Here is a 3,741-nt window from a genome sequence, read left to right on the forward strand (position 1 = left end):
GCTCATTACATCCACTATTTTTTTATAATCGCCGGTGCTTAAAAAACCGCTCCTTAAATTTTGCGCCTGAACCATAGCCTCGCTGCTGATAAGGCGCTGGGCAAGCGCGATATTTGACATTTCCAGTGAAAAAAACGCAGTTGGGATTTTTTGGTGAAAAGCCATATTGGAAGCCATATTGAGCGCGAGCGCAGTTTTCCCGACGGAAGGCCGCGCTCCAATTACGATAAATTCTTCGCGCTGGAAACCCGACGTCATTTGATCCAATTTTTCAAAACCCGTTGAAATGCCGGTTATCGGATTCTTGGACTTCATCACTTTGTCAAGAATCATTATCGTTTCTTTCAGCACTTCGCTGATTTTTCTGGATGTAAAAACCTGCCTTTCATCGCTTAACTTAAAAATAGTCCTTTGAACGTCTTCCAGTATTTCCACCGCTTCCTTAGATTCATCGTAAACTTCTACCCCTATTTCAGACGCGACGCTCAATAACGCCCTTTTAACGGAGTAGTTTTTTACCATCTGCGCGTAATATTCAATATTCGCGCTTGAGGGAATAACCGTCGTCAGGCTTGAAACATAGGACGCGCCTCCGGCCTCATCCAGCTTCCCCAGTTGTTTTAATTCCTGAACTACGGTCTGAATATCGGGACGCAGTCCTTTTGAATCAAGACTCATGATGGCTTCAAATATGCGGGAGTTCGCGCGGGAATAAAAATCGTTAAAGCTGAGATGATACTGAATTACTGCGGATACGGTTTCGTTATCAGCCAGCAGGCTGCCTAAAGCGGCCTGTTCCAATTCATCGTCGTGAGGAGGCGTTTTATCCCTTATTGACTGTGCCACTATGGCGGTTTCCTTACATGGCTATTCGGCTTTGGTTTCCGCTTTTTCCTCAGCGGCGGCAGCCGCAACGGCGGCCGTAGAAGTTTCCTCAGCGGGAGCTTCATGCGCTTCTGCTTCATGATGATCTTTTCTATGGCGCTTGGGAGCCGGTTTGGAAGCGGCGCTTTCTGTCTTTATTTCCTGCGCGATAATTATAATTGTAATTTCCGCAGACTGGTTTTCATAAAGCTTAATTACCGCCTTGTATTTGCCTACGTTCTTAAATCCGTTGCCGGCAATTTCAATGCGCTTGCGCTCAATTTGGAATCCGTTTTTGGCAAGCTCGTCCGCAATTGTTTGATTAGTCACCGCGCCGTAGAGTTTGCCGTTTGCCCCCGCAGGCATTGTAAGGGAAAGTTCAAACGAATCAAGTTTTTCTTTTAACCCTCTGGCATCCATGCGCTTTTGCTCTTTGCGCGCGTCTATTTCCGCCCTTCTGCTCTCGATTAATTTAATCATTCTGGGCGTGTAAGGCAAAGCGATTCCACGCGGGAAAAGATAGTTACGCGCGTAACCTTTCGCCACTTCTTTTACGTCTCCCTCCTCGCCAAGAGTCGCGAGATCCTTGTTTAAAATAACTTTCATTCCAAGCTCCTTTCCATCCGCGTATCGCAAACCGCGTCGCGGTAAGATACTCCGAAAAGTTTTACGGAGTTTTACTCAATGTCAGCCGCAAAAAAGCAACTGTTTGCCCCGGAGTAGGGGCTATTGGGCGCTTTTCGCTCAGCGGAAAGAACTTTTCGCTATTCGAAAAGGGCGCCAATTATCTATTATTCCCGATAAAACCAACGCCATAATAGCGAATGAATTTAACGGACTTAATAATACTGCAATAATTAATACGTTAATTATTAACCGGAAAGCGTTTGACTTAAGCGACATCCAATACATCAGTATCGCGGCGCCCTGCGCCAAAAAAATTATCGCGCAAATAACAAATACGTTCCACGCTAAAGTTCCCAATATTTCCATTCTGAAAATACCGCTTAATACGATAGTCGCCAATGCGCCGGATAACACCCAAATTGCGTTTGCGGGCGCGGAAAATGTTATTAATCCACGATCAATTTTTTGCCTTTTAACCATCGAAACAATGCTGATTGCAAGTTGACGGTTTACAAAAAACAGGAAGAACATGCTGATTATCGCGCTTGCCCAGCGCCTTATCAGCAGCGAGGCTATGGTTCAGGCGCAAAATTTAAGGAGCGGTTTTTTAAGCACCGGCGATTATAAAAAAATAGTGGATGTAATGAGCCTTTTGTATGAGGGGCCTTTTTATATTGTCGATATACCAAATATGGATCTTTTAAGCCTTCGCACTCAAGCGAGAAAACTGCGCACCCAACAGCAGGTGGAGATAATATTTGTTGATTATTTGGGGCTTATTGCATACGAAAACTCCAAGTTACAGCGTTTTGAGCAGATTTCCAATATTTCACGCGCCCTAAAAAGCCTCGCGCGCGAGCTGCATATACCCATCGTGGTTCTTTGCCAGTTAAACCGCGACGCTCAATGGGAAATCCCGACTCTGGCAAATTTAAGGGATTCAGGCTCGATAGAACAGGATGCGGATTTGGTGTTGTTTTTAAACAGGGAACAGCCAAAAAGAAATAAAAAGGATAAAGAAGCAGAAAAACCTGTTTCCAGCGACAATATTCCGACGGATCTGATAGTGGCGAAGCAAAGAAATGGCCCTACAGGCATAGTTAAGCTGGAAATGATTGCAAAATACGCTAAATTTATGCCGGCGCCAAAAGACAATAATACAGAACAAATTACTTGAAAAAAAATAATATTTTTGATATAGTATAGACATATTTACAATAGAGGTGGGAATATGGGGCTTTTAGAAGAATATGATTTTGATTTATTAACGAATGAAGCTGAAGTTTTAGTTATCCGCGAGATTGAGAATCAACTTAAGACCGGCCATGAAGATATGTGCCGCTGTAATGAATGTATCGTAGATATTGCCGCAATCGCGTTAAATTCGGTTAAACCATTGTACCGTTTTTCGCTGCTGGGCGCCCTTTACGCGTCTCAGGCGATGACGGAGCAGTCTTACGCTGACAGCGTAAAAAATGCGGTTTCGCAGGCAATAAAGAAAGTAAAGAAAAATCCGGCTCACGATTAACGTACAGTATCCAGCGTTTTTACGGCATTATTTTAACGCGTCAGGCCGCAGTAAGTTTTGGACTGACAGATAGGAACGGACTCTAAGTTGCGGGAAAATCCCGCTTTTTGGATTCTTTTTGTAATCAGTAAGGAATTTATTGTACAATTCCTGCGGGATTCTCATTACGGCGACTTCTCCCCGCCTTATTCCGTCAAGATGAAATTCTATGCCGCCCTCACTGTTTGAGTGATACCACGCGCTTATTTCCTTGTCAGGATAATTTTCCGCCGCCTTATCCAGAAGGAATGATTTTAAAGTTTCTATAATGACGGGTTCAAGACCGTCATTTATTACAGCCAGACGGTCAGCCATTTCCGGATAACTTATAATAGTTTCAAATTGATAAACTTCTTTTTTATTACGGTAGAACTCGCCGCGGTCAAGCTCGGGCAGCACTCTCATTTTTAAATTTTTGGATTTCCATACAATAGTGATAGGATATTCAGGTTTGTTTTTTTTATCGCAATACGCGCATTTATAACTCATAAACGTTCCGCTTAAAATATTAGTCAGAGTTTCAGGTTTCTGATCAAGATCAATCTCTTCTTCATAATCAATTAAAATATTATTGTCTTTTGGCGCCGGCATAAATTTAGCGTATTTTGCAATCATTTCCAGCTTAACTATGCCTGTAGGGCCATTTCTTTGCTTCGCCACTATCAGATCCGTCGGAATATTGT

6 protein-coding genes are annotated in these 3,741 nt (G+C 43.1%); 3 read left to right on the forward strand and 3 right to left on the reverse strand.

Features of this window, described 5'->3' with window-relative positions; genetic code table 11:
• A partial coding sequence (locus ACYVRH_RS11210; RefSeq protein WP_461257000.1) for a DnaB-like helicase C-terminal domain-containing protein occupies positions 1-846 on the reverse strand: 846 nt, incomplete at its 3' end.
• A 21-nt stretch (positions 847-867) separates the two neighbouring features.
• Entirely contained in the window at positions 868-1,470 is a 603-nt protein-coding gene (gene rplI, locus ACYVRH_RS11215) for a 50S ribosomal protein L9 (RefSeq protein WP_461257001.1), read from the reverse strand.
• Between the two features lie 103 nt (positions 1,471-1,573).
• On the opposite strand from rplI, the gene ACYVRH_RS11220 reads away from it, so the two are divergent.
• Genes ACYVRH_RS11220 through ACYVRH_RS11230 form a run of 3 tightly spaced genes read left to right on the forward strand, consistent with a single transcriptional unit; the run spans position 1,574 to position 3,019 of the window.
• Positions 1,574-1,996 (forward strand): hypothetical protein, encoded by a 423-nt coding sequence (locus ACYVRH_RS11220; RefSeq protein ID WP_461257002.1) that lies wholly within the window; start codon positions 1,574-1,576, stop codon positions 1,994-1,996.
• A gap of 24 nt (positions 1,997-2,020) precedes the next feature.
• Complete coding sequence (locus ACYVRH_RS11225) at positions 2,021-2,668, forward strand: DnaB-like helicase C-terminal domain-containing protein (protein ID WP_461257003.1); 648 nt, start codon at positions 2,021-2,023, stop codon at positions 2,666-2,668.
• Between the two features lie 54 nt (positions 2,669-2,722).
• Positions 2,723-3,019 carry a late competence development ComFB family protein gene (locus tag ACYVRH_RS11230; protein WP_461257004.1) on the forward strand — a complete coding sequence of 99 codons (297 nt, stop codon included), beginning with the start codon at positions 2,723-2,725 and terminating at the stop codon, positions 3,017-3,019.
• A 27-nt stretch (positions 3,020-3,046) separates the two neighbouring features.
• On the opposite strand, the gene ACYVRH_RS11235 is transcribed toward ACYVRH_RS11230, so the two are convergent.
• A partial coding sequence (locus ACYVRH_RS11235; protein ID WP_461257005.1) for a CpXC domain-containing protein occupies positions 3,047-3,741 on the reverse strand: 695 nt, incomplete at its 5' end.

The sequence above is a fragment of the Treponema sp. R80B11-R83G3 genome (genome assembly GCF_054786115.1).

Excerpts from the sequence above, each read along its gene's own strand:
- rplI (WP_461257001.1), bottom strand. The coding sequence starts at position 1,470 with ATGAAAGTTATTTTAAACAAGGATCTCGCGACTCTTGGCGAGGAGGGA.
- ACYVRH_RS11225 (WP_461257003.1), top strand. The coding sequence starts at position 2,021 with ATGCTGATTATCGCGCTTGCCCAGCGCCTTATCAGCAGCGAGGCTATG.
- ACYVRH_RS11230 (WP_461257004.1), top strand. The coding sequence starts at position 2,723 with ATGGGGCTTTTAGAAGAATATGATTTTGATTTATTAACGAATGAAGCT.